The 23,288-nt window shown below is 45.8% G+C and carries 9 protein-coding genes and 7 pseudogenes; 6 read left to right on the top strand and 10 right to left on the bottom strand.

Annotation, left to right across the window (positions count from 1 at the left end):
* Positions 1 to 96 precede the first annotated feature (96 nt).
* Complete coding sequence (locus XZ46_RS03895) at positions 97 to 4,248, top strand: hybrid sensor histidine kinase/response regulator (protein WP_006621464.1); 4,152 nt, start codon at positions 97 to 99, stop codon at positions 4,246 to 4,248.
* 1,671 nt (positions 4,249 to 5,919) lie between these two features.
* Here the strand turns inward: XZ46_RS03895 and XZ46_RS31595 are convergent.
* From XZ46_RS31595 to XZ46_RS03870, 4 genes and pseudogenes are all read right to left on the bottom strand, one after another.
* Positions 5,920 to 6,862, bottom strand: a pseudogene (locus XZ46_RS31595) (IS630 family transposase).
* A 272-nt stretch (positions 6,863 to 7,134) separates the two neighbouring features.
* Positions 7,135 to 7,320 (bottom strand): annotated as a pseudogene (locus XZ46_RS33825) (IS4 family transposase); the annotation flags it as partial.
* Between the two features lie 16 nt (positions 7,321 to 7,336).
* Positions 7,337 to 8,213 (bottom strand): IS630-like element ISAtsp1 family transposase gene (locus XZ46_RS03875; RefSeq protein WP_249432974.1). Its coding sequence is split into 2 segments (ribosomal slippage): positions 7,337 to 7,399 and positions 7,401 to 8,213, totalling 876 coding nucleotides; the frame shifts between segments, so codons are not numbered across the junction.
* Positions 8,214 to 8,277: 64 nt separating this feature from the next.
* Positions 8,278 to 9,164: pseudogene (locus XZ46_RS03870) on the bottom strand (IS4-like element ISAtsp3 family transposase); the annotation flags it as partial.
* A 307-nt stretch (positions 9,165 to 9,471) separates the two neighbouring features.
* Here XZ46_RS03870 and XZ46_RS33820 point away from each other — a divergent pair.
* Positions 9,472 to 9,690 (top strand): hypothetical protein, encoded by a 219-nt coding sequence (locus XZ46_RS33820; protein ID WP_146743385.1) that lies wholly within the window; start codon positions 9,472 to 9,474, stop codon positions 9,688 to 9,690.
* 342 nt (positions 9,691 to 10,032) lie between these two features.
* On the opposite strand, the pseudogene XZ46_RS33815 reads toward XZ46_RS33820, so the two are convergent.
* Together XZ46_RS33815 and XZ46_RS37750 are read right to left on the bottom strand one after the other, a co-directional pair.
* Positions 10,033 to 10,878: pseudogene (locus tag XZ46_RS33815) on the bottom strand (RNA-guided endonuclease InsQ/TnpB family protein); the annotation flags it as partial.
* 63 nt (positions 10,879 to 10,941) lie between these two features.
* Complete coding sequence (locus XZ46_RS37750; protein WP_230428086.1) at positions 10,942 to 11,004, bottom strand: helix-turn-helix domain-containing protein; 63 nt, start codon at positions 11,002 to 11,004, stop codon at positions 10,942 to 10,944.
* 114 nt (positions 11,005 to 11,118) lie between these two features.
* Here XZ46_RS37750 and tnpA point away from each other — a divergent pair, with 114 nt between their 5' ends.
* Positions 11,119 to 11,505, top strand: coding sequence for an IS200/IS605 family transposase (tnpA, locus tag XZ46_RS03855; protein WP_172973471.1), 387 nt, complete (start codon positions 11,119 to 11,121; stop codon positions 11,503 to 11,505).
* 238 nt (positions 11,506 to 11,743) lie between these two features.
* On the opposite strand, the gene XZ46_RS03850 is transcribed toward tnpA, so the two are convergent.
* A complete protein-coding gene (locus XZ46_RS03850) occupies positions 11,744 to 13,576 on the bottom strand; it encodes an AAA family ATPase (protein ID WP_006621467.1) in 1,833 nt (610 codons plus the stop codon).
* Between the two features lie 19 nt (positions 13,577 to 13,595).
* Entirely contained in the window at positions 13,596 to 13,727 is a 132-nt protein-coding gene (locus XZ46_RS03845) for a hypothetical protein (RefSeq protein ID WP_006669118.1), read from the bottom strand.
* A gap of 1,206 nt (positions 13,728 to 14,933) precedes the next feature.
* On the opposite strand from XZ46_RS03845, the pseudogene XZ46_RS03835 reads away from it, so the two are divergent.
* The 3 pseudogenes from XZ46_RS03835 to XZ46_RS38200 form a co-directional block, all read left to right on the top strand.
* Positions 14,934 to 15,827: pseudogene (locus XZ46_RS03835) on the top strand (IS630 family transposase).
* Between the two features lie 514 nt (positions 15,828 to 16,341).
* Positions 16,342 to 17,217: pseudogene (locus tag XZ46_RS03830) on the top strand (IS630 family transposase).
* Between the two features lie 595 nt (positions 17,218 to 17,812).
* Positions 17,813 to 18,106 (top strand): annotated as a pseudogene (locus XZ46_RS38200) (response regulator); the annotation flags it as partial.
* Here XZ46_RS38200 and XZ46_RS03825 read toward each other — a convergent pair.
* Together XZ46_RS03825 and XZ46_RS03820 are read right to left on the bottom strand one after the other, a co-directional pair.
* Positions 18,096 to 22,238, bottom strand: a complete 4,143-nt coding sequence (locus XZ46_RS03825; RefSeq protein WP_008057124.1) for a diguanylate cyclase — start codon at positions 22,236 to 22,238, stop codon at positions 18,096 to 18,098. The pseudogene XZ46_RS38200 and the gene XZ46_RS03825 sit on opposite strands and share 11 nt — an antisense overlap.
* 144 nt (positions 22,239 to 22,382) lie before the next feature.
* The gene (locus tag XZ46_RS03820) at positions 22,383 to 23,270 is read right to left on the bottom strand and encodes a putative bifunctional lysylphosphatidylglycerol flippase/synthetase (RefSeq protein ID WP_048895365.1); all 888 of its coding nucleotides are present in this window, start codon (positions 23,268 to 23,270) and stop codon (positions 22,383 to 22,385) included.
* Positions 23,271 to 23,288: the final 18 nt, after the last annotated feature.

The following is a 23,288-nucleotide window of genomic DNA, read 5'->3' as shown; positions in this document are numbered from 1 at the left end:
AAAGATTAATGAACCCTCGTAAAATGTGATTTTCTGAGTAAGTGTCTGAGTTTTAAAAAAATAATATTGTCCATTTATTTATACTATTAAAAAGCCATGGAACCAGAACAACAACAACGGATAATGGGTTACTTTATTGAGGAGGCGAGAGACCACCTCAATACCATAGAACAGGGCTTGCTGAATCTGCAAAGTACCATTGAAGACCGAGAACTATTATATGAGGTGTATCGGGCGGCTCACTCGGTGAAAGGGGGAGCAGCTATGCTCGGTCTTCATAGTATCCAAAAAAGTGCCCATCGCCTGGAAGATAACTTTAAAGCGTTGGAAAAAATAACGGAACAATCTCATATTGAGGTTGATCAACAACTAGAATCGCTATTTTTACGAGTATTTGATACCCTGCAAGCTTTAATAGATAATCTGTCGGGTCCCTATGGACTGACAGAGGAAACTTCCCAAAGCCTGTTAACGGAAGTTGAGCCGGTTTTTGAAGCACTAAACTATAATTTAAAAAACCTATCGGAACTAAATGGTGTAGTGGCGGAAGGTGCTACTAGCGTCCCGAAAACAGCCCCGGCTCAGGCTCCAGTGGCGGTGAAGGTTGCTCCGAAAGTGACAGTTAAGGCGATCAATAGTGCGGAAGAACTTTTCTTTTGTGGTGATGTAACTTCACGGTTGCGGGAAATGCTGGATTTGTTTAAAAAGTCGGATAATACCGCCAATAGAAACCGCTTAATTGAAATTTGTCGGGAATTGGCTAGGGGTGGAGAAACTTTTGATAAAATGCACTGGGTGCAATTTTTAGACACTGTAGAAAAGGCGATCGCTTATGGGGCAAATAGCTATAAAACTCTGGCTCCGGTGGTGATTACTGGCATGAAACAGGCTCAGTATTTAGCGCTAAGTAATAGAGAAAGTGAAATAGTGGTAGATTCGGAGTTGTCAAAATTACTGCCTCCTGTAGATAATGGGAATGGGAATGGTAAGGGAATTTTAACGGCTGATGATGAATTTTGGTCGGAATTAGATTTAACTACGAACTCGGAAGTAGAAGAAACTGATGAGATTGATTTGGAACCGGAGAAGACATCAGAATCAATACTAGATGATTTCCCATTGGTTGATTATGTGGAGATGGAAAAAGAACACAGCGGCCACCCGCCAGGGCCGCAAATGCAACCGGAAGAGTTGAAAAGTTTGGCGGATCTGTTTGAGGTGGTTGATCGTCATGGGGGCGGTATTGAAGATGCTTGGGAAGAGGAAAGGCTGCTCGAAGAAGCTGATAAACTTTCCGACTTGAACAGTGATACAGAAGATTTTGACAGCTTTTTTAGCAATGAACCGCCGTCTAATGAAAGCAACTTTAAGCCGGTTTCTGATGATGATGACGATTTAACTAGCCTCCTGTTAGAAGAACTAGAATCAAGCGATCGACCGACCCCAGAAAATTCTCCAGCCGATTCTAAACCTGTCAAGAAAAGTAGTAATGATGACCCGGATAATTTTATCCAACAGTTGTTGGAACTTGATGATGAGGAACAGGAAACAACTGTCGCGCCTGAAAGTTCAACAGGGATTGGTCAATCATTAGATACCCCGGATCCTTGGGAGAGTGATAATCAAGATGGGGGGACTGATGGGGATCTTGATTGGTTTGAGGTGTTAGCCCGTGAGGATAACAACAATGGCAAATTAACCTCTAGTGTAGACACTATTGCTGAGGACAAACAGGTTCAAACGCCACCTGAGTCGAAGTGGGATGATAGAACTGCAGATTTGTTTGATTTTGATGATTTGTTTGGTAGTAGCGACACGGAGGAAACCGTAGAGTGCGTTAGCTTGGGTAGCAAAAAAAACACTGGGAAAACCGACCAACTGGGTAACGCACCGAAAACTGAAAGCACACCATTACCAGCCTCGTCGCAGACAACTGACAACATAACCACGACTCCAGATGTGGGGTTAGATAGTGATTGGGAAGATGATTTGAGTCTCCTGGATGATTTGCTAGGGTCTACGGATGATCAAAATACGACTGATGATGATAATGCTGATGATGGGGTGCTATCTGATCTCGATCGCCTTTTGGGTGAAACAGCACCGCCAGGGGCGCAATCGAGTACCTGGGAAGAACAGAGGGCTCGATCCTGTGAGGATGATGAGTTCAAGGAGTTGGCTGAACTGCTGGAAGAACCCATAGCCGCCCAATATAGCCCGTCTTATCAAAAATCTCAAACTACTAAGTTTGATCCGATCGCTAAAGTTCCGGTGAAAGAATTGGATAATCTCAGTAACCTGATTGGGGAACTGGTGGTTAACCGCAATAGCCTGGAACAAGACCAAGAAAGGATGCGACAGTTTTTAGATAACCTGCTGGATCAGGTGTCGCTGCTAAGTGATGTGGGTCAGCGGATGCAGGATTTCTATGAGCGATCGCTGCTGGAAATTTCCCTATTGTCTAATCGGCAAAAATCAGCTTCTTTCCACGGAAGTTATCATGGCGGTGGTGATGAACACCCGACTAGATCAGATCCTAACACTTTTGACTCCACAGAACTCGATCGCTTTACCCCCTTCCACACACTCTCTCAAGAAATTATTGAGTTGGTGGTGCGGGTGCGAGAGTCGGCCGCTGATATTGAATTCTTGGTGGAAGAAGCAGATCAGGTGAGTCGCCAACTGCGCCAAGTAACTAATCAGTTACAGGAAGGCTTGAATAAAGCGAGAATGGAACAGTTCGCCGGGGCAACCGATGGCCTGAAACGTCCGGTGCGGGATCTGTCGATTAAGTGTGGTAAACAGGCGGAATTGGTGGTGGAAGGTCGAGATACCCTCATAGATAAAATGCTTTTGGGTAAACTGCGCGACCCTCTCACTCACTTGGTAAATAATGCGATCGCTCACGGTATCGAATCCCCAGAAGTCCGTAAGGCGGCGGGTAAGTCGCCCACGGGTCAGATTACCATTAAGGTTTTCCACCAAGGCAACCAAACGGTGTTATCGGTTTCTGATGATGGGGCGGGAATTAATGTGAATCGGGTTAAGGAAAAAGCTATACAGAAGGGTTTATTGACCCTGGAATCCGCTTCAAATCTGCCAGACCATGATACATACAATTTGCTTTTCCTGCCGGGTTTTACTACCCAGGATCAGGCGGGTGATATTGCAGGTAGAGGGGTTGGTATGGATGTGGTGCGGACGAATTTGGCGGAAATTCGAGGCAATATTACTACCGATTCGGTATTGGGAGAGGGAACTACCTTTACGATCCGCCTCCCACTCAATATGAGTATCTCCCGGGCGCTTTGTTGTATTAGCGATCGGGCTCGGATTGCTTTCCCTATGGATGGGGTGGAGGATATGATCGATGTGCCTCGTGAGCAAATTAAAACAGGACCAGACGGTAAACAGACCCTAGAATGGCGGGGTTCGGTGCTGCCTTTCCGCCACCTGCGAGAATTACTTACCTATAAGCGCCATTTGGGTCGCGGCGGTGTTTATGGTGCGAATATCGAAGAGGATATGATTTCTGTGATTGTACTACGGGCGGCGCTTAATTATCTGGCTGTTCAAGTTGATCAGGTTTTGGTAGAACAGGAAATCGTAATTAAACAGCTTGAAGGTCCGGTACCTAAACCTATTGGTATCGCCGGGGCGACTGTTTTGGGGGATGGTCAAATTGTGGCGATCGCCGATGTTTTAGAATTAATTGACCTGGCTACTGATCGGGTACGCCGAACTGTAGAAACCATGAGATGGGATGATAATCTCCCCAGTGAACCCATAGATGCTCCCGCCTCTAAAACTGAGCCGACTGTGCTGATTGTTGATGATTCGATTACAGTGCGATCGTTGTTGTCTATGACCTTTGAAAAATCCGGCTATCGGGTTGAAGAAGCCCGCGACGGTAAGGAAGCCTGGGAAAAACTTAAATCTGGCTTACCCTGTGATATCGTCTTCTGCGATATTGAAATGCCCCGTATGGACGGCTTGGAACTTCTCTCGCGAATGCAGAAAGACCCACAACTCGAAGGTCTACCTATTGCTATGTTAACTTCTAGGGGCGCTGACAGACACCGCCAGATGGCTTATCAATTAGGCGCGAGAGGCTATTTTACTAAGCCTTACCTAGAAGAACAATTACTCGAAGCGGCGGGGCGAATGTTACGCGGTGAAATTGTCGGGAAACCAGCAGGCGCTAAAGTGAAGCTGGGGGCGGGCGATCAGACTCGAGCTGTGTGCTAGTCGTGCTGGTGTTTGGGTCCTATGGTCTGTGTGCGAGTGGTGCTGGTGTTTCCGATAGGCGGACTTGCACCTGCCGCGTGGTGGCGCGTGTTCTGTGCTGTTTGTGGGGTGCATGGTCTTAGGCGCATCGTCGTCGGTGGGGTTTTTAAAGTTGATTTGTGGGAATTATGGCTGATCGCGGAACCCGCAAGGGCGGGTTTTCAAAGCCTACCTGCGGGAATTATGGCTGACTGCGGAACCCGCAAGGGCGGGTTTTCAAAGCCTACCTGCGGGAATTATGGCTGACTGCGGAACCCGCAAGGGCGGGTTTTCAAAGCCTACCTGCGGGAATTATGGCTGACTGCGGAACCCGCAAGGGCGGGTTTTCAAAGCCTACCTGCGGGAATTATGGCTGACTGCGGAACCCGCAAGGGCGGGTTTTCAAAGCCTACCTGCGGGAATTATGGCTGACTGCGGAACCCGCAAGGGCGGGTTTTCAAAGCCTACCTGCGGGAATTATGGCTGACTGCGGAACCCGCAAGGGCGGGTTTTCAAAGCCTACCTGCGGGAATTATGGCTGACTGCGGAACCCGCAAGGGCGGGTTTTCAAAGCCTACCTGCGGGAATTATGGCTGACTGCGGAACCCGCAAGGGCGGGTTTTCAAAGCCTACCTGCGGGAATTATGGCTGACTGCGGAACCCGCAAGGGCGGGTTTTCAAAGCCTACCTGCGGGAATTATGGCTGACTGCGGAACCCGCAAGGGCGGGTTTTCAAAGCCTACCTGCGGGAATTATGGCTGACTGCGGAACCCGCAAGGGCGGGTTTTCAAAGCCTACCTGCGGGAATTATGGCTGACTGCGGAACCCGCAAGGGCGGGTTTTCAAAGCCTACCTGCGGGAATTATGGCTGACTGCGGAACCCGCAAGGGCGGGTTTTCAAAGCCTACCTGCGGGAATTATGGCTGACTGCGGAACCCGCAAGGGCGGGTTTTCAAAGCCTACCTGCGGGAATTATGGCTGACTGCGGAACCCGCAAGGGCGGGTTTTCAAAGCCTACCTGCGGGAATTATGGCTGACTGCGGAACCCGCAAGGGCGGGTTTTCAAAGCCTACCTGCGGGAATTATGGCTGACTGCGGAACCCGCCCCTACTACCACCCGCCCCTCTTCTACCAGTCTTGTAGCCGTACCGTGCAAAGGGCAGAGCTGTGTGCGAGTGGTGCTGGTGTTTGGGTCCTATGGGGCGGGTGTATATAGTTGGCTGGAATTAATAATTAATAATTAATAATTAATAATTGGTGTATGGGGTTGGCTGGTTTTTCCTCTGTTCGCTGGGTCTCTGGGCGTTTCGCTGCCAAGGCATGGTCTGTGTGCGAGTGGTGCTGGTGTTTCCGATGGCTGATCGCGCACCCGCGGGCGGGTGTATATAGTTGGCTGGAATTAATAATTAATAATTAATAATTAATAATTAATAATTGGTGTATGGGGTTGGCTGGTTTTTCCTCTGTTCGCTGGGTCTCTGGGCGTTTCGCTGCCAAGGCATGGTCTGTGTGCGAGTGGTGCTGGTGTTTCCGATGGCTGATCGCGCACCCTGGGGGCGAGTGTATATAGTTGGCTGGAATTAATAATTAATAATTAATAATTAATTATTAATTATTAATTATTAATTATTAATACAGGCTTTATCTCAATCATTAAGGACAGCAACAACACTTGGTAAACCAGTTATTCAAACACTGTAAATCCACAAGGCTTACCGCCACTTCTACCAATCTCACTAATAATTCCATGGTCTCCGTCCTGAACTTGCACACTAAACTTTTGAGCTGTGACCACATCATCTCTATCGGGTTAAACTCAGGGGAATACACCGGCAGATATTCTACCCTGGCTCCTACTGACTCTATCATTTCTTTGACTTCTTCTCGATGATGAGAATTTCAGTTATCCATTACCACTACATCTCCTTTTTTTAATTTTGGCAATAAATCTAACTTGATGAATTGGAGAAAATCCTCTTTTTTCATGGACCCTTCTAATGTTTGAGTCGCTACCACTCCGGAGAGCTTAATTGCACAAATTATTGTCATTTTTTGACCTCGATAGGATTTCCGCAGTTCATAGACTTTTTTCCCTTTCGTCGCTCTGGCTAACGGTCTGCTCATCCCTACCCATAACCCACTGTCATCAATAAACACAAGCTTTTCAGGAGCTACATCTCTAATTCTTTACCAATAATCTACTCGCGCTTTCTGTACTTCTTCTGTTACTACTTTTTCGCTCCTGTATGTTTTTTTTGAGACTTATATCGTGCTGCTTTAAAAATCTATCTATCATGGTCGTACTGACATTTATGCCCAGCTTGTCTCTGAGCTTATCACTATATTGCCATAAGGTCAGGTCGGGGTGGGCTTCTACAATATCTATCACGGCTTCCTCATGCTGAGATCAAATGCTTTTCTTTTTAGTGCCACACTTACGAGGAGATAAGTCTCCCGTTAATCGATACTGTTTGACCAGTCGCCTTACCGTGTCTGGACTCACCAAAAAGCGCTTCGCTACTTTTCGGATAGAAGTGTCTCCTTTTTCATAGGCTTCTACTATCTTTTTCCGAAAATCTAAAGAGTAACGGCTCATGGTAGTTGGTTGTGATAACTTATACAATAGCCATACATTATACCGTACTTTGTGTTTTGTGTAAAGGCTGTAATTGGTGTATGGGGTTGGCTGGTTTTTCCTCTGTTCGCTGGGTCTCTGGGCGTTTCGCTGCCAAGGCATGGTCTGTGTGCGAGTGGTGCTGGTGTTTCCGATGGCTGATCGCGCACCCTGGGGGCGAGTGTATATAGTTGGCTGGAATTAATAATTAATAATTAATAATTAATAATTAATAATTGGTGTATGGGGTTGGCCTAAGTACAGGACAAAAGTTGTAGAGCCTGGTGAAACCGCCCTGAAAACAAAGGCAGATTAGAGAAAGTGCGGCGTAGAAAATCGAAGCCAGTGCGGAAAAGACTCTGGGAGCGTCGTCCGTGAGCCTTCAAAGGAATGGGTGAACCTTGGTGAATCCACAAACCCACCTTCATAGCCCAAGTATAGCATTAGTCAAGGTGGTTAGGACGCAGCTTTGAGAACGGAATCCATGGCATCATGGAGAGAATCAAACTGCTCACGTGCAGTGGCGAATACGGGCTTTCAGCCACGACCAACATTTCTCTATCTTGTTGAGGTCTGGCGAATAAGGCGGAAGATAGAGTAAACGGCATTGAGCTGCCTCCACCAGTTCAGCAATCCGTCCCCCTTTATGAAACGTTGCATTGTCCAATACTAGAGTCTGACCTGGCTTCAATGTTGGAATTAAGATGAACTCCAACCACAACTCAAACACTGTCCGATGACAACAACCCTCAAAGCTAAAGGGAGCTAAGAGTTGTTGATGACACCATGCGGCTATCATACTTACCCTGCCCTGCCTCTTCCCTGATTTGAGTGCATGGAAGCGTTTTCCTTCCTCGCAGTAACCATAAGGGTAATCCGAGTCCTGACTATTCATGCCGGCTTCATCGAGGTAGACCACTTCTTCCGGCTCCATCTGTTCAATCTGAGCCATAAACTCCTCTCGCTGTTGCTCATCACGTTCTTGGTAGCCGTAAGTTTTTTTTCTGGTGAAGCCAATTTTCTTCAAGGCTCTGGATATGGTGCGAGGAGAGATGTCGTCATCCCAAAGTTCAGCCATTTGAGCTGCTGTTTTGTCGCCATGCTCTTGGGCAAAAGCCTTGAATTTTTGCCAGTCGGTAATTTTGTGGTTATTGCCAGGTCGGTGATGAGGTTTAGGGAGGAAGTCTCCGGTCTGTGCTTTTCTTTGCAGCCAGAGATTAATGGTGTTCCGGCTGACATGGAAAACTTGACTGGCTTCTGTTTTGGGCATACCGTCTAGTTCAATGGCATCAATAACTTTTTGTCTGAGGTCGTAACTATAGGGGGCTGGCATTTTGGGTCTTCTTAGTCATCTCGTCCTCTCCATTATACGTCCTAAGTGTTCTGTCTTGTGCTATAAAAGCCAGGCTAAGCAAAGCCAATAAACGGCTCAAGCGCTCAGGGTCCTTAAAGTGAGTCGATTCGAGACAGAAGCCCCGAGTCTTCAAGGCTCCGAAGAGGTTTTCAATACCCCAACGCCGAGCATAGTCGGGGAGGGCCGTTTCGGGGCAAGCGTTAGTGATGAGAATCAACAACTCCCCCGAATCAGCCAGACGAGAGCCAATGACGTAAACCTGCCGTCCCCAAACCCAACGGCGACCCGAAAGCTGGCGAAATTCTCCGGGTCGCAGAGAATCAAACATTCGTTCGCCGCTACGCCGAGTTCCTCCTAACTTAGGACTAATCAGCTCGCTGTGGCGGATGCGTAGGCGGAAAGGAACCTCGGGGTCGATGAGAAGATACGAGAGCCAATCTCGCCCCACAAATTCCCGGTCAGCGGTCAGACAAGCCACCTCCACGTCAGGAAATAGTGCCTCGAAGCGGTCGAATAAGTCCATGCGTTCGCCACTGTTGCTATTGCCCTTTTTGTCAAGCATCTTCCACAGCAGGGGAAAGGCAATCCCCTCGTGGACGACTGCCAACATCAAGATGTTGAAATGGGTTTGACCGAAAGACCAACAGGTGCGGTCGAGACTAAGAGTCCAAGGTTGGGGAATGTCAATGAGGCTAACGACGAAACGGGCAATCTCTGCCCGGTCAAATTTGAATTGCCGAAAAAACGTTGTAATCGCTGGTAATTTGAGGAAATTTGCACAGGATTTGCGAATACAGTCGCTATTTCCATCAGATTAACCGTCTTTGTTTGGAATAGCGCCATCAGGAACAGGCAGACAAAGTTTAATCTCGCCCCGTGCCAGGGCAAGTGAGGGCGCAAAGTGTCTCGTAATCGGTTAAGCTCGTTCATGAGAGGGAAGTTTGGTTTGTGGTAATTCCGATGTAACCCTCTCACCCCAACTTGGCGCTACCCCCCCACCCCTCGACTTTCACCTCAGCCCGGAGCGCCCCCTTCAGAATTTTCGGCTAGATTCCCTTTTGGCTAAGACTTTCAGCTTTTTTGTCCTGTACTGAGGGGGTTGGCTGGTTTTTCCTCTGTTCGCTGGGTCTCTGGGCGTTTCGCTGCCAAGGCATGGTCTGTGTGCGAGTGGTGCTGGTGTTTCCGATGGCTGATCGCGCACCCGCGGGCGGGTGTATATAGTTGGCTGGTTTTTCCCGTGGCTGATCGCGCACCCGCCCCTACTAAGCTTGCCTTGGGGTTCTCGAAGATTAGAAAACCAGACAACCGCACTTCCCACCGGGCAATAGCCTCTAAAAGACGACTAACTAAACGGGGATGCGATCGCCTAAGTATCCAAAAACCAGACAACTGCGTTTCCCACAGCCAACCCACCCCAAACTACGACTCGCTCAAACGCGACACCTACCACCACTAAAGCGATCGTCAGCCCTGCATATGCTGTTTCCTCTGTGTGAGCCTGTCGCCTTCCTTCCCAACTGCAAATAGTTGCACTTTAGGAAACAGAGGACTGTATTGACATCCGCCTATCCGTCCCGGCGTGCGCTAACGGGGATTCCATCTATTTCAACAAATCAAAGATTGACAATTGTTGAAATGCTGGACGGGTTGACGCTTCATTGAGATGTGCTTTCTTTACAGAAAGTCTGACCCTCTCTCCACATCCGTTTAAAGTCTCCAAATGCCCTCCGGCGACCTTAATATTAATCGCAGCGTTAACATCTCTATCATGAGATGTGCCACAATTTAAACAAGTCCACTATCTCATATTTAATTCTTTTTTGCCACCGCGAAAACCGCAGCCAGAACCGGTTTGAGAAGTGGGAATCCATCTATCAATGACACGAAAATCACGCCCGTACATAACAGATTTAACTTCTAGCATTGTTCTCAAACTGCGCCAACCCAAATCCGAAATAGCACGGGATAGTTTTCGGTTTTTCATCATCCCTGAAACCTTTAAATCTTCCAAGACTATCGTTTGGTTTTCACGAATAATCCGAGTTGAAAATTTCTGAAGAAAATCGTTTCTGGTATCAGAAATCTTGGCGTGAAGTTTAGCTAATTTCTTTCTAGCAACTTCCCTTCTTTGACTGCCTTTCTGTTTCCTCGACCAATTACGTTGTCATCTTCTTAAACGCTTTAGTTGTTTCTTTAAAGGCTTAGGACATTTAAGTTTATCACCATTGCTTAATGTGGCAAAATCAGTGATTCCTAAATCAATTCCTACAGAATTTTGGTTTTCCGGTAAGGGTTGAGGATTAAACTCAACAACAAAACTGACAAAATACCTATCAGCACTGTTTTTGATTAAGGTAGCACTAGAAGGTTTTGTGGGTAACTCTCTACTCCAGACTACTTTAATATCACCAATTTTAGCGATGTAAATGTAATCGGAATTAAGGTGTTTAAAACCATTATCCATAAACCTAGCGGATTGCTTAGATTTACGCTTTTTAAACTTGGGAGGTTTAACTTTCTTACCTTTTCTTTGTCCTTTACAGGATTTGAAAAAGTTAGAGTAAGCCTGCTCTAAATCTCTTAAATACTGTTGTAAGGGAATAGAAGAAACTTCTCCCAACCAGATTTTCTCCTCGGTTTTTTTGAGTTCTGTAAGTCTTTGATAAAGTTCCTTGAACTTAGGCTTTTTGTGACCCGCACGGTATTGTTATTGACAATATGCTAAGGCATCGTTAAATATTACCCGACAGCATCCGAACAATTGAGACATCAATCTCTTTTGTTGGTCTGTTGGGTAAATTCGATATCGATATCTTAGCTTCATACTGTCAAATTGTATTGGTCTGTATTAACTATAGCGAGGAGTCTGGTAGATGTCAACCCTTTGACGAAAAGAGCGTCTGTTTCGGATTTAAAGATTCATTTGGTCTGTGTGACTAAGTATCGTCGCCAAATCTTGACAGTGGAGAGCCGGATGTTAATCCTGAAGTCTTTTCGAGAAGTGGCTGAAAAAATGAATTTTCAAGTGCTGGAATTTAATGGGGAGTCAGACCATATTCATACCTTAGTTGAATACCCTCCTCAACTCTCTATTTCTGTCATAGTAAATGCTTTAAAAGGAGTTGACAGTCGTAGATATGGGCAAGCCAGATTCCCTAAACCCTACGGAAAAGAATCTTTATGGTCGCCTAGTTATTTTGTATCTTCAATCGGTGGCGCACCATTAGAGGTTCTGAAGTCTTACATTAAAAACCAAGAAAAGCCGTCGTAGAACGACGGGGTTTTAAACCCAAAATTTTCGATAAAATATTCAAACCTATAGAGTCCAACCCTACCAATTCCCAGTCAGGGGACGGAAACATTACTGCGTACCAGGTTTTAGTGGTCTGTCCTCATTGCGTCCAATTTAGCGCTTAGCGAGTTCTGGCGTACGGGCGACCCGCCGCTTGTGCAGTTCTTTAAGCAGAGGATTAGGGCAATTTATAAATTGCCCCAAAGCGTAGGTTGAACTAAACTGTACGTTGCTGGCTTAAAGCTTCATAAGAAGCTTGGAAATCATCAACAGTAATCTTGATCGCAGCAGTATCTGTTTCACCTTGAGACCTAAAACGGCGAATTGCTCCTACAGCGGCTTGATTGCAGAGTAATACTAAATCTGCACCATTCCAACCTTCTGTTATCTTAGCCCAATGTTCCAAGTCCACATTTAACAGAGGTCTGCCCTGATTGTAAACTTGTAAAATCTTGAACCGACTATCTAAATTTGGTAAATCTACCTTCAATTGTAAATCTAACCGTCCTGCACGTAACAAAGCAGGGTCTATGGCATCAGGACGATTGGTAGCCCCAATTACCAAAATGTTAGACCCCGATTCTAAACCATCTAACTCCGTCAGTAATTGCCCCACTACCCTGTTACTTACCCCAGAATCACCAGTGTAAGTTCCCCGTGCTGGAGCTAATGTATCCAGTTCATCGATAAATATTACACAGGGATCTGCTTGTCGGGCTTTAGCAAATAATTCTCTTACCGCCTGTTCACTGGCTCCCACCCAACGGCTGAGTAAATCTGGTCCATTAATACCAATAAAGTTAGCTCGGGCTTGAGAAGCCACAGCCTTGGCTAATAATGTTTTACCAGTACCGGGAGGACCCCACAACAGTATTCCTTTGGGCGCTCTGGCTTTTGTTTCTTTGTAGAGTTCTGGGTACAACAAAGCCCCTTCCACAGATTCCCGCAAGGTCTGTTTTATGGTTTCCAAGCCGCCAATATCTTCCCATTCCACATGAGGAACTTCAACTTCCATGCTACGAAGTACTGCTGGTTTGATTTCCTTGAGAGCCTGCAAGAAATCGGATTGCTCTACCGCGATATCTTCTGGAATTTGCATATCAATGGAAGGAACCTGACGGCGTAAAGCTGTGTATGCGGCTTTTTGACAGACAGCTTTTAAGTCAGCCCCCACAAATCCCACGGTGTGATCGGCAATAAACTCCAGATCAACTGAATCATCTAAGGGCATAGCACGAGTCAGAACTTCCAGGATTTCTTTGCGCCCATTGATATCTGGAACTCGAAACTGAATTTCTCTGTCGAATCGTCCAGGACGGCGTAGAGCTGGGTCAAGATGATCAGGGCGATTAGTAGCCCCCAGTAAAATCACGCCTTTGTTCTGGGAGAAACCATCCATGAGGCTCAATAGTTGAGCAACTAAACGCTTTTCTACTTCCCCTTCTACTGCACTACGGTTTGGGGCCAAGCTATCGATCTCGTCAATAAAGATAATACAGGGAGCATTTTTGGCAGCTTTTTCAAAAATTGCCCGCAGTTTTTGCTCTGCTTCACCATAATATTTGGTGATGACTTCAGGGCCAACAAGGGCAATGTAGTTAACCCCCAGTTCTTCAGCTAACGCACGAGCTGTGAGTGTTTTGCCAGTACCGGGGGGACCAACTAATAATACCCCATGTGTAGGTTCAAGTCCTAACTTAACTAGCAGGTCAGGGCGTTTTAAAGGAATAGCAATCAGTTCTTTGAGTTCTTTGAGTTCTTGGTTTAATCCCCCAATATCTTTGAGAGTTATACCTAAATTAGGTTCAGGTTGTACATTGGGGTCAGATGCACCTGTATTACGAGGGGGGGAAGAAGGTGTACGAATGGAACTAGTACCAACATTACTAGTTGTATTATTAGGACGGGGAATGTTACCGGTTCTGGGAATACTGCTTAATGAGCGTGAGTTAAACTGATATTCAGTTTTAATTTCTCCATTTTCAACTTTTTCCTCTAGAGCTTTTACTAACTCTAGCAACTGCTCAAATCCCTTGAATAAATCACTCATAAAGTCCCTCAAAAGTCAATTAATAAAATACATTATAGCAGTCTTGACTGATATCTCCCTGTCTAATGATACGGTTGAACACAATTCCCGCATAGTGCATATTAAGAATTTTTAAATTATCTAAAAATCTCTCAGTTTCTGCTAGACACATTGGTTCAGCTTAGATTCCAGTGACTATCGGAAATGCGATCGCGTAGCGTGTGCGTAGCACGTATCGCCTTACCTTTAACCCAAGCAGGGGTCGAGAACGGAGTCGCCTCCATCGCCTCCCATTCAAAACCGTGCTTGCGAGTTTCCCAGCACACGGCTCCTGATGTAGATGCCCATTGTCATTGGCACAGAGTTACTACCCCCTGCTTTGTCCTTCTTTGTTCAGAGCTATATGCAGCACGTAGTCTTTCAACTCGCTCTCGCCGTAATACTCCTACTTATTACAGGATTTACATCTACACCGTGGCACGTCTGCTTATCCTTATTATTACATAAGGCATTTGCTTCTTGCAACATCTCTATCCCTCTAGGGGTAGGGGTCGAAAGGGAAGTCGCCTTCCCCAACTCCCATTCAAAACCGTGCTTGATAGTTTCCCATCACACGGCTCCTGATGTGGATACCCTATTTGTCAAAGGAACAGAGTTACTACCCCCTGCTTTGTCCTTCTTTGTTCAGAGCTATATGCAACACGTAGTCTTTCAACTCGCTCTCGCCGTAATACTCCTACTTATTACAGGATTTACATCTACACCGTGGCACGTCTGCTTATCCTTACTATTACATAAGGCATTTGCTTCTTGCAACATCTCTATCCCTCTAGGGGTAGGGGTCGAGAGTGAAGTCGCCTTCCCCAACTCCCATTCAAAACCGTGCTTGATAGTTTCCCATCACACGGCTCCTGATGTGGATACCCTATTTGTCATTGGCACAGAGTTACTACCCCCTGCTTTGTCCTTCTTTGTTCAGAGCTATATGCAGCACGTAGTCTTTCAACTCGCTCTCGCCGTAATACTCCTACTTATTACAGGATTTACATCTACACCGTGGCACGTCTGCTTATCCTTACTATTACATAAGGCATTTGCTTCTTGCAACATCTCTATCCCTCTAGGGGTAGGGGTCGAGAGTGAAGTCGCCTTCCCCAACTCCCATTCAAAACCGTGCTTGATAGTTTCCCATCACACGGCTCCTGATGTGGATACCCTATTTGTCATTGGCACAGAGTTACTACCCCCTGCTTTGTCCTTCTTTGTTCAGAGCTATATGCAACACGTAGTCTTTCAACTCGCTCTCGCCATTATACTCCTAATAATCGCAGTATCTATAGCACAAGACAGAGAAGTTAGGACGTATAATGGCAAGGATATCTACAGAAGACCCAAAAGGCCAGCCCCCTACAGTTACGACCTTAGACAAAAAGTTATTAATGCAATTGAACTAGACGGTATACCCAAAACCGAAGCCAGTCAAGTTTTCCATGTCAGCAGGAACACCATCAATCTCTGGCTGCAAAGAAAAGAACACACCGGCGACTTCCTCCCTAAACTTAATCGCCCACCTGGTCATAGCCACCAAATTACCGACTGGCACAAATTCAAGGCTTTTGCCTAAGAGCATGGCCACAAAACCTCCGCTCAAATGGCTGAACTTTGGGATGACGACATCTCTCCTCGCACCATATCCAGAGCCTTGAAGAAAATTGGCTTCACCAGAAAAAAAACTTACGGCTACCAAGAACGTGATGAGCAACAGCGAGAGGAGTTTATTGCTCAGATTGAACAGATGGAGCCGGAAGGGTTGGTTTACCTCGATGAAGCTGGCATGAATAGTCAAGACTCGGATTATCCTTATGGTTACTGCGAGGAAGGACAACGCTTCCATGCCCTCAAATCCGGGAAGAGGCAGGGCAGGGTGAGCATGATTGCGGCATGGTGTCATCAACAACTCTTAGCCCCCTTTACCTTTGAGGGTTGTTGTAATCGGACAGTGTTTGAGTTGTGGTTGGAGTTCATCTTAATTCCAACATTGAAGCCAGGTCAGACTCTAGTATTGGACAATGCAACGTTTCATAAAGGGGGGCGGATTGCTGAACTGGTGGAGGCAGCTCAATGCCGTTTACTCTATCTTCCGCCTTATTCGCCAGACCTCAACAAGATAGAGAAATGTTGGTCGTGGTTGAAAGCCCGCATTCGCCATTGTATTGAGCAGTTTGATTCTCTCCATGATGCCATGGATTCTGTTCTCAAGACTGCGTCCTAACCGTATTGACTAGTGCTATATATCCACACCGTGACCTCTGGGCATATCCCAACCATTACAGTTGGGCATTGGCTTCTGGTCACATCCTTCACCCTCTAAGGGTAGGGGTCGAGAGTGAAGTCACCTTCCCGAACTCCCATTCAAAACCGTGCTTGATAGCTTCCCATCACACGGCTCCTGATGTGGACACCCTTTTTGTCTGATGAACAGGGTTACTACCCCCTGCTTTCGTACTTTAATGTTCAGAGCTTTATGCAGCACGTAGTCTTTCAACTCGTTCTCGCCACTACACTCCTAATAATCGCAGTATCTATATCCACACCGTGACCTGTGGGCATATCCCCACCATGACAATTGGGCTTTAGCTTCTGGTCACATCCTTCACCCTCTAAGGTTAGGGGTCGAAAGGGAAGTCGCCTTCCCCAACTCCCATTCAAAACCGTGCTTGATATAGCACCAGACAGGAAAGTTAGGACGTATAATGGAGAGGACGAGATGACTAAGAAGACCCAAAATGCCAGCCCCCTACAGTTACGACCTCAGACAAAAAGTTATTGATGCAATTGAACTAGACGGTATGCCCAAAACAGAAGCCAGTCAAGTTTTCCATGTCAGCCGGAACACCATTAATCTCTGGCTGCAAAGAAAAGCACAGACCGGAGACTTCCTCCCTAAACCTCATCACCGACCTGGCAATAACCACAAAATTACTGACTGGGAAAAATTCAAGGCTTTTGCCCAAGAGCATGGCGACAAAACAGCAGCTCAAATGGCTGAACTTTGGGATGACGACATCTCTCCTCGCACCATATCCAGAGCCTTGAAGAAAATTGGCTTCACCAGAAAAAAAACTTACGGCTACCAAGAACGTGATGAGCAACAGCGAGAGGAGTTTATGGCTCAGATTGAACAGATGGAGCCACAAGAAGTGGTCTACCTCGATGAAGCCGGCATGAATAGTCAGGACTCGGATTACCCTTATGGTTACTGCGAGGAAGGAAAACGCTTCCATGCCCTCAAATCAGGGAAGAGGTAGGGCAGGGTGAGCATGATTGCCGCATGGTGTCATCAACAACTCTTAGCCCCCTTTAGCTTTGAGGGTTGTTGTAATCGGACAGTGTTTGAGTTGTGGTTGGAGTTCATCTTAATTCCAGCACTGAAGCCAGGTCAGACTCTAGTGCTAGACAATGCAACGTTTCATAAAGGGGGACGGATTCCTGAGCTAGTGGAGGCGGCTCAATGCCGTTGGCTCTATCTACCACCTTATTCGCCAGACCTCAACAAGATAGAGAAATGTTGGTCGTGGTTGAAAGCCCGCATTCGCCATTGTATTGAGCAGTTTGATTCTCTCGATGATGCCATGGATTCCGTTCTCCAAGCTGCGTCCTAACCACCTTGACTAATGCTATATGACCTTGAGTTCCCTGCCTTGTTTGGGGGTTCAATCCAAACGTTGGGACGTATAAACAGTTATGGAGAATGGTTCGAGGCTCCGACCTCTTATCCAGACTCGGGGCTGGCTTCCCCACTAGGAGGTGATTTCAGGCATAACAGCCTTATTTGGTCTCCTAAACATTTCGCACTCTCTACTCATTGTTATCATGGGGTCATAACTTCCCAATCAAAACAGTTTGTTTTATGACCTTGAGTTCCCTGCCTTGTTTGGAGAGGTTGAGTTCCAAACGTCGGGACATATAAACAGTTATGGGGATGGTCAGAGACGAGCCTCTTATATCCAGACTCGGGGCTGGATTCCCCACAGGGTGGTTATTTCAGGCATCTCAGCCTTATTTCATACCCGAATCGTCCGATACGAGGCAGCAAGACGTATAGCCTTACCTTTCCACCCCATGAAGGGAAAGCCATCGCTTAATCCAAAGATTGGCTGACTGTTCTCAAACAGGGGAAACAACAACCCAACAACAAACCGCCCACCCTGTAGGGGCGGGTGCTGAGATACGCCGCGCAAAAAACCAGCCAACTTTTTCTGTGATATTGAAATGCCTCGTATGGACGGCTTGGAACTTCTCTCCGGAATGCAGAAAGACCCACAACTCGAAGGTCTACCTATTGCTATGTTAACTTCTAGGGGGGGGCTGACAGACACCGCCAGATGGCTTATCAATTAGGCGCGAGAGGCTATTTTACTAAGCCTGCGCCTGTACGATGAACTGGAAGCCGCGGGGCGAATGTTACGCGCGTACTTTGTGGGAAACCGGCGATCGCTAAAGCATAATTTAGGGGCGGGTTGCCGTAAGTTTCTCATGATTATGGAATAATCACAACCCGGTTGCGTCCGTCTGCTTTGGCGCGGTAGAGAGCAGCATCAGCCGCCTGGATTAGGTCTATACCTATACTACCATGCTTGGGAAAGGCTGCCACACCGAAGGAGGCGGTGATACTGCCTAAATGTTGACCACCACTGGCTACTACAAGGGAGGCGATCGCCTCTCTAATTTGTTCAGCCCTCATGGAAGTATTTTCTAGGGAAGACCCCGGCAAAATTAGGGTCATTTCTTCACCCCCATAGCGACAAGCAACATCATATTCTCGCACCTTCTGTTTCAGCAGTTCTCCCACTTTTTGTAATACATAATCCCCCGCATCATGACCGAATGTATCATTAAAATGCTTAAAATTGTCTATATCCATCATGATGACCCCAATGGGGTGCTTTTGCCGTTGGGCGCGGGCTATTTCCTGACTCAAATATTCCTCTAAATAGCGACGATTAAAAAGTCCGGTGAGAGGGTCACGGATGCTCTGATGTTCCAGAGTGGCGCGGAGGTTTAAATTGGCGATCGCCATCCCTATCTGTTCCGCCACCGTATGAGCAAGCTGCTGTTTACCCTCAGATAAAGCCGTCGCCGAATCTGTACTTAGATAAAACAAACCCAAAGTCTCTCCCTGAGCCATCATCGGAACACACAATGTGCAAGATAGGGTAGAACTTACCTGAATATGTCGGCAAGAAATACCCCCTTTTTCATGATTACATAAATGTACCCTTCCCCGGCGCAAAGCCCAACAATCTTTCGGCACAAAAACCGAGACTGAGGTGCATTCTTTTCCCCAAGAAGAAATCATTTCCAGCGAGTCCCGGGAAGCCGCCATCAAAAAAATTCCGCCAGCACATTCTGGGAAAAGGGGTTCTAGCAAATAGCTAATCGCTTCACAGGCTTCTTGTACAGTCAAAGCCGCCTGCATAAAGTCGCTAATTTCACTCAAAAGCAACATTTCTGCATGGCGTTGATCTAGTTCATTGATCCGATTATTCAATTGTTCGTTTGCTAGACTTAGGGCTTTTTCCGATTGTTTAATTCCGGTGATATCACGGAAAGTAACCGCGAAACCATCCCCTAATTTGACCGAAATATTTTCAAACCAAAAGTCAATGCCATACTGGTTATAATAAAACTCTTTTTTCACGGATTTTTCCGATTCTACCACTTCCACATAGTGTTCAAATAAGCCACTTTCTTGATACTCTGGCAATTCCTCCAGTAACCTTTTCCCAATTAACTCATCTGCTGATTTACCGACTACTTTACCAGCGCTAGGATTCACCAATAACCATTCAAAATCAATAATCTTACCCTGTTCATTCCGAACCGAACGAAACGCCATAATCCCATATTCGGAACTATTCAGAATCCCACTAAGCTGCATTTCCGAAGTTTTTAAGGCTTCTTGAATACTCACCAGTTGACTAATATCAGTTAATAAGCTAATAGCCCCCACAAAGTTACCCTGGTTATCTAACTGATGCGTAGTAGAAACGATCGCCCACAAAGCCGTCCCATCTCGGCGTTGAAATTGACAGGTATGCTGTTCCTGAATACCTTGCTTTCTCCTTTCCAGGTAGTTTACCGCTTCAAGTTGGTCTTCAGAGTTCAAGAAGTCCATTAACCCCATACCTAGCATTTCCGATGGAGTATAACCCAGCATATCTGCCATTCGCTGATTCACAAAGGTAGTTTTAGCGTCCCCATCAATTATCCACACCCCCTCTAGGGTAGTTTCAATAATGCTGCGATAACGCGCCTCGCTTTCTGCAAGTGCAATTTCGGAGTTTTTGCGATCGCTAATATCAATATGACAGCCTACCATCCTCTTCGGATTACCATCGTCGTCCCACTCAATCACCTTTCCAGAACACACCACCCAAACCGTGGAACCATTCTTGTGGCGATATCGAACTTCGTTGTAGTAGGGGATTTTACCACGACTTTTTATATGTTTTTCAAACATATCGAATACTCCCGGTAAATCTTCGGGAAAAATCAGTTTTTGCCAACTTTCCGGTACGTTGGGGAGTTCGTGATCCTCATAGCCAAACATACGCTTAAAGCCGGGACTCATGTATTCTTTATTACCAGGAATATCCCAATCCCAATATCCCGCTAGGATGATATCTAAAATATTATCTAATAGTTTCACTTCCCGGCTAATAGATTCAGCCTGTTGTCGCATAGCTTCCGCGCGGATATGTTCCTGTTCTAATTCTTTTTGTAGGGTGATGTCTTGGATAGTTCCATCAGATATAATGGGCTGATTATTATCATCATAAATAGTCTGGCAATATTCTTGTGCATACTTAATCCTACCATCATTGAGTAAAATCCGGTAACTCACACTATAAGACTGGCGATCGCATAGATGTTGGTTATACATATCATTGACTAAATCGCGATCTTCGGGATGTATAAGGCTGATCAATTGCTCGTGGGTATAGCTAAAGTTTTCCGGTTCAATTTCAAAGAAAGCAAACACCTCCTCAGACCATGATAATGTCTGGGTTTTATGATTGAGATTCCAAGTTCCAAGTCCGGCAATTTTTTGAGCTTTCCGCAGTTGATTTTCCGTTTTTCTGAGTTCCGCTTCTACCCTAGTTTTTTCCTGTAATTCTACCTGTAATTTTTGATGGATAGTGGCTTGTTTAAGGGCGATCGCTAATTGTACAGCTAACGCTTGTAGTAGTTCCACTTCTTCCGTTTTCCATTGGCGTGGATGTTCACTTTCAGTAACATTAAGCAGACCCCAAAGTTGATCACCACACAGCAGAGGTAGTAAAATTTTAGCGCGGGTATGAAGGCGGATCAGCATCTCTCTATGGCAGTCCGTCATTTCTGTGGTATAAATATCCGACACTACCCTAGTCTTTCCTAGGCGATAAATCTCGGCTTGGTTTTGCTGAAAACAGGTATCTGCGATGCGTTCTCCCATCAAAGAAAAAGGCGAATTAGTAGACTCTGCGACAACTACCGTTTCCCAATTATCGCCAAACTGCCAAATATTAACGCGATCGCATTTTAGCACCTGTCGCACTTGGTCAACAGTCGTATCCAAAATCGTCTGTAAATCTAGGGATGAGCGAATTTTTGTGGCTAATTCTGATATTAATTTTTCCCCTTCAGCCCGCTTCACTAATTCATTAGTCCGCTGTTTAACTTGTTTTTCTAATTCAGCAGCGCGATTTTCTAGCAGTTGGAATTTTTCCGATTCTAGCCGCGATACCTTTTCCTCGAGCAACTCCGCCAATTTGTAGAGTTCCAACGGATTCAAACATTGCAGCAAACTGCTTTGGGTGACTATTCCTAATAGTTCACCCCTTGACCCCGTGACTATCACCCGCCCCAGGCGGCGCTGTTCCATTAGTTGCTGAACTTCCCATAAATTCTCCTGTGGTTTAATGGTAAATAACGGGGAACTCATCATATTTTCAGCCCGGATATTTTCCCAGTTTAAACTCAAGGATTGAAACTGCACTAAATCTCTCTCGGTCAAAATTCCTACGGGAATTGGCATAGCATGATCACCATGACCCTGAGTTTCCACAATTACCACACAACTCACCCGTCTTTCCGACATTAACCGGGCTATTTCTAACATGGTCTGATCACAGTTAGCAGATACAACATTGCGGGTCATCACTTCCGAGACTAACCGCAACCGTAATAAGTCAATGGGGCGCATCAATTTTCGCAGACTCTCATGGGTCACCAGTCCCACTAAGCGATCGCTATCATCAACTATAGGTAAATGTCGAATGCGGTGCTTTTGTAGTAAGTTAATTGTAGTCAGTGAGTCAGTAAGTTCTGATTCCCGTACAGTAATTACAGAGGGAGTCATTACTTCCTGAATTAGCAACTCTTCCAGATTTTGCTGTTGGGCGGCTAGACCCACAATATCGCGCTGTGTCAGGATGCCAACCACCATTAGGTCTTGCAACACTATTACACAAGTTAAGTGGCTGTATAGGTCCGGTTCTGACTCGGATATTGATATATTATCAGTCATCTGACACTGAAGGCGGACACCACTCATACAGGCGATCGCTTCCATGACGGTTAAATCACCTGATACTACCAAAGGATCTCGAATTATCGCTGATTTGACTTCTGGTTGCATAGCTGATCTCAAGAAAATTTCACTGGGGAATATGTTTTGATCTAATCAAGACACAAACTAGACTAAAGTTGAGCTGACCAGATTATATAATATTTATGGTTAGATTACCATCAGCATTGATAATTAACCCACAACCAGAGCAATTTACCTTGAGTTTCTACTTTTTTCATCTCCAGCCGCCCAAGCCGCAGCCGCCGTTTCTGCCGTAATACTAACTACCCGATAAAAAGCGATCGTCCCCAATAAAATACCGGGTGCGATCGAGCTTTCTAATAATCCCAAAGCTGTAGCTTCAAACACTCCCAAACCTCCCGGAGCGCCCGGAACCACCAACCCTAATAACCAGGCTAAACTAAAAGCACCAAAAACCCTCGGCACTTCCAGCCAATTAAAATACCCCATAGCCACCAGAGTTATCATAAACCCAATGCCCCGTAAACCCACAAATCCCAACTCTCCTAACAAAGGCTTAATCGGATAGCGTTGTAGTTGTATAGGTGTAGATGGTTTTTCCTCTGTATTCGCCAAATTATTCGACCTTAATTTAACTCTTCCTAACCACCCCAAAACCGGATTTAAAATCCCCGGATGAACAGCACCTAAAACCACAATTAGACATAAAATTTGCAACCATAAATGAGCAGTATTGATAGTTATCAAAGCTATCAATAAAGCCGCTGCCGCCATCAATAACGGCTCTAGTAAAACACTTAAAGTTGCTATACCTAAAGCTATATCCGTATTTTTAACAGCTATAATACGCCCATAAAAATGCCAAATATTACCAGGAATATACTTAGCAATATTAGTTTTCAAATAAATCTGTAGTCCCCGGCGATAATTAATCCCCGCATCACCCACAGATTGAAACTCCCTTAAAATCAATAACCAGACCCAGGCAGACCATAAATGAGCCAGAAAAGTGACTGCCAAAGCCATGGCTAAACATCCCCAACTTTTGCCAGTAATTTGCAGTGATGCCACCTCTCGCCAGTGGTTTTTAATAGCCGTAGCCAGGAAAAATAAAGTCATGCCCAAAACCAGCCAGCG

Origin of the sequence: Limnospira indica PCC 8005 (assembly GCF_000973065.1) — a bacterium.
GTDB lineage: Bacteria > Cyanobacteriota > Cyanobacteriia > Cyanobacteriales > Microcoleaceae > Limnospira > Limnospira fusiformis.
Note: the sequence above shows the minus strand (reverse complement) of the source record. Positions and strands in the feature narration are given on the sequence as shown.

Coding starts and splice junctions, on each gene's coding strand:
- XZ46_RS03850 (WP_006621467.1), bottom strand. CDS start 13,576: ATGAGTGATTTATTCAAGGGATTTGAGCAGTTGCTAGAGTTAGTAAAA.
- XZ46_RS03825 (WP_008057124.1), bottom strand. CDS start 22,238: ATGCAACCAGAAGTCAAATCAGCGATAATTCGAGATCCTTTGGTAGTA.
- XZ46_RS03845 (WP_006669118.1), bottom strand. CDS start 13,727: ATGTGTCTAGCAGAAACTGAGAGATTTTTAGATAATTTAAAAATTCTT.
- XZ46_RS03895 (WP_006621464.1), top strand. CDS start 97: ATGGAACCAGAACAACAACAACGGATAATGGGTTACTTTATTGAGGAG.
- XZ46_RS03820 (WP_048895365.1), bottom strand. CDS start 23,270: ATGACTTTATTTTTCCTGGCTACGGCTATTAAAAACCACTGGCGAGAG.